This is a genomic window from Xanthomonas sp. SHU 199, from assembly GCF_000364665.1.
Lineage (GTDB): Bacteria > Pseudomonadota > Gammaproteobacteria > Xanthomonadales > Xanthomonadaceae > Xanthomonas_A > Xanthomonas_A sontii.
The window spans coordinates 1-2,859 of sequence record NZ_AQOI01000854.1; the positions used below are offsets into that span (position 1 = coordinate 1).

The 2,859-nt window shown below is 67.0% G+C and carries 4 protein-coding genes, 1 other RNA gene and 1 pseudogene; 1 reads left to right on the plus strand and 5 read right to left on the minus strand.

What is annotated here, in order from left to right:
- A pseudogene (locus D183_RS25805) lies at positions 1–252 on the minus strand (penicillin-binding protein activator); the annotation flags it as partial.
- A gap of 81 nt (positions 253–333) precedes the next feature.
- On the opposite strand from D183_RS25805, the gene rsmI reads away from it, so the two are divergent.
- On the plus strand, positions 334–1,158 hold the full coding sequence (gene rsmI, locus D183_RS0123260; RefSeq protein ID WP_017911116.1) for a 16S rRNA (cytidine(1402)-2'-O)-methyltransferase: 825 nt from the start codon (positions 334–336) through the stop codon (positions 1,156–1,158).
- 61 nt (positions 1,159–1,219) lie between these two features.
- Here the strand turns inward: rsmI and D183_RS0123265 are convergent, their stop codons facing one another.
- From D183_RS0123265 to D183_RS25810, 4 genes are all read right to left on the minus strand, one after another.
- A complete protein-coding gene (locus D183_RS0123265; protein WP_017911117.1) occupies positions 1,220–1,684 on the minus strand; it encodes a DUF2442 domain-containing protein in 465 nt (154 codons plus the stop codon).
- On the minus strand, positions 1,681–1,872 hold the full coding sequence (locus tag D183_RS26680; RefSeq protein WP_081613426.1) for a DUF4160 domain-containing protein: 192 nt from the start codon (positions 1,870–1,872) through the stop codon (positions 1,681–1,683). Before D183_RS26680 ends, D183_RS0123265 begins: the two co-directional genes overlap by 4 nt.
- 179 nt (positions 1,873–2,051) lie before the next feature.
- An RNA gene (gene rnpB, locus D183_RS26055) (RNase P RNA component class A) lies at positions 2,052–2,418 on the minus strand.
- 207 nt (positions 2,419–2,625) lie between these two features.
- Positions 2,626–2,859 (minus strand): NRDE family protein (locus D183_RS25810; protein WP_039729574.1); only part of this gene is annotated, 234 nt, incomplete at its 5' end.

A 2,859-nucleotide genomic window follows, 5' to 3' on the forward strand; every position in this document is an offset into this window, starting at 1 on the left:
GCGGGCGGTATCGCCGGCCTCGTACCAGGCGAAGGCGGCGTCGCCCAGCAACTGGTTGCGGGCGCTGCCGGTGGCGCCGGCGGCCTGCGCCTCGAGCTGCTGCGCCGCGTCCCGCGGCTTGCCCTGGTCCAGCAGCGCCAGCGCCGCCGATTGGGCCGGCGAAGCGCTCGGCGTCACGCTGGTGGTGGCGCAGCCGGCGACGAGCAGCGCCAGCAGCGACAGGGCGGAAATCCTTGCGAATCGCTTGTTCATTTCTGGTCCATTCGGCTGGGCACGCCGGGCGCGCCGGGGAAAACCGCTACGATTCTACCCTTGACCATGGAAAGCCCGTAGATGAGCGCCCAGCCCGGAACCCTGCACGTCGTCGCCACGCCGATCGGCAACCTCGCCGACCTGACGCCGCGCGCCCAGGAGACGCTGCGCTCGGTGGCGGCGATCTGCGCCGAGGACACCCGCCGCAGCGGCCAGCTGCTGGCTCACTTCGGCATCGAGCGGCCGCTGCTGGCGCTGCACGAACACAACGAGGAGGCGCTGTCGCAGCGCATCGTCGCGCGCCTGCTGGAGGGCCAGTCGCTGGCCCTGGTCAGCGACGCCGGCACCCCGCTGGTCAGCGACCCCGGCTACCGCCTGGTGCGCGCCGCACGCGCGGCCGGGGTCCGGGTCAGCCCGGTGCCCGGCGCCTGCGCGGCGATCGCAGCGCTCAGCGTGGCCGGCCTGCCCAGCGACCGCTTCGCCTTCGAGGGCTTCCTGCCGGCCAAGGCCTCGGCGCGCCGCGAGCGCCTGGTCCGGTTGGCCAGCGAACCACGCACCCTGGTGTTCTACGAAGCCTCGCACCGCATCGCCGAGTCCCTGGCCGACTGCCGCGCCGCCTTCGGCGATGCCCGCCCGGCCGTGATGGCACGCGAACTGACCAAGCTGTTCGAGACCGTGCTCGACGGCACCCTGGCCGACCTGCACGCGCGGGTCGAGGCCGACGACAACCAGCGCAAGGGCGAGTTCGTGCTGATGGTGCAGGGCGCCGGCGACGACGCCGACGCGCAACTGGCCGAAGGCCGCCGCGTCTACGCCAAGCTCAGCGAACACCTGCCGCCGTCCACCGCCGCCAAGCTCGCCGCCGAACTGACCGGTGCGTCGCGCAAGGCGCTTTACGGCGGTTGAGGGGGCGATAACGCCCTGCGGCAATGCGATCGCCGGCCAGTCGTCTTTGGCGACTGCGTTCTCAGGCGACTTTCGAATAATCAAACCCTGCCTGTTCGGCCTCCCATCCCAGCATCGCCAAGCCAATGCTCTTGGGGACGGGCTTTTCGCCGCTGCGGTAGTAGGCGAGCATGCGCCGGCTCAAGCCCAATGCTTCGGCGGCTGAATCCAACGTCATGTCGTGGCGATGCATCCAGGCGATGATCTGCTGGTGGGAATAGTCACCGGCTTGCTCGATCGCGAGTGCGCGCAGGTTGTCGCTGGCGAGCGCCAACTCGTCGTTGCCGTCGAAGATGACGCCACGCTGCCATTCGTCGAGCGAGACCTTATGGAAAACGTGTGGCAGCCGTGCCTTTTTCAGGGAAGGATGCGAGGCCAAGACCTCGCTGAGGTCGACGGTGCAAGTGAAGCCGTCGGCAAAGGTCAGTGCAAGTTCGCGCGCCGCGACAGCCTTCACCTTGGTAATGACGAATTGAGGTTGGTTCATGGATTCAATTCCTGCCATCGGGCGATGAGGGTGGCTTTGTTCGCCGCGGCCCATTCAAGCGCGGCGCTCAATTCGCGTCGGCTCAGGCGGCCGGACAGAACTGCCAGGGTGTCGATGACGATCAGCGCTTCCCGACCATCTCGGGTACGCACATGGAAGTGAGGCGGCAGATGGTCGGCCGCATACATCGTGACAACGCTGTTGCGAAACAAACGATCGTCGGCATGTGCGGAACATAGTGCAATGATTGCACTTTCGCAACAAGGATCCTGTTCGCAGCGGGTCGGAGGCCAGAAGGGGGGGCGATGAACGCCTGGCGCTCCGCGCCCTCAGTGAGGGTTTGGAGTTTTCGACGTTCTGAAAAAAGTGGCGGAGCCGGCCGATAAGCCGGGTTCTGTCGTGGACAGTCATTCTTCTAGGCGCACCGTCACCGGTACGCTCAAGCAACCTACCCGGACCCGACGCGGGCCGCGCCATGAGGTCCCTATTTGGTCTTGCTCCAGGTGGGGTTTGCCGTGCCGGTCCGTTACCGGACTCGCGGTGCGCTCTTACCGCACCATTTCACCCTTACCGGCCTGCTTGCGCAGACGTAGGCGGTATCTTTCTGTTGCACTAGTCCGTCGGCTCGCGCCGCCCAGGCGTTACCTGGCACCTTGCCCTATGGAGCCCGGACTTTCCTCGGCATCCCGCCGCACCGAAATGCGATGGGATGACGCGACTGTCTGGCCGGCTCCGCCGTGGGCATTGTCGCATGTTAAGCCGGGACCTGGGATTCGGGATTTTCCGCGAGTGCAGGTTTCGATTGCACTGTGGGAGGGACTTCAGTCCCGACGGGCTCTACCGGTAAAGCCCGTCGGGACTGAAGTCCCTCCCACAAAAATCGCCGCTTTAGGTCGCTGACAGCGATTTCGCGCCTGACCCCATACTTCCCAAATCCAGGGTCACGAGTCCTGGTTCTCCAGCCGCGTTTCCCCCAGGAACACTCCGTCCGGGCCGAAGCGGCGCTCATGGATCCAGCCGTGCCCGGCGGCGTCCACCGCGACGATAGTGCTGGCGCGGGTGCCGTACTCGCTGCCGCGGATGAAGGCCGGCGATAGCCGCCGTTCCAGGTCCGGGCCGACTCCGGTGTCGGGCAGGTCGGCCGGGTCGGCCAGGGTCTCGTCGGCCAGCGCCCG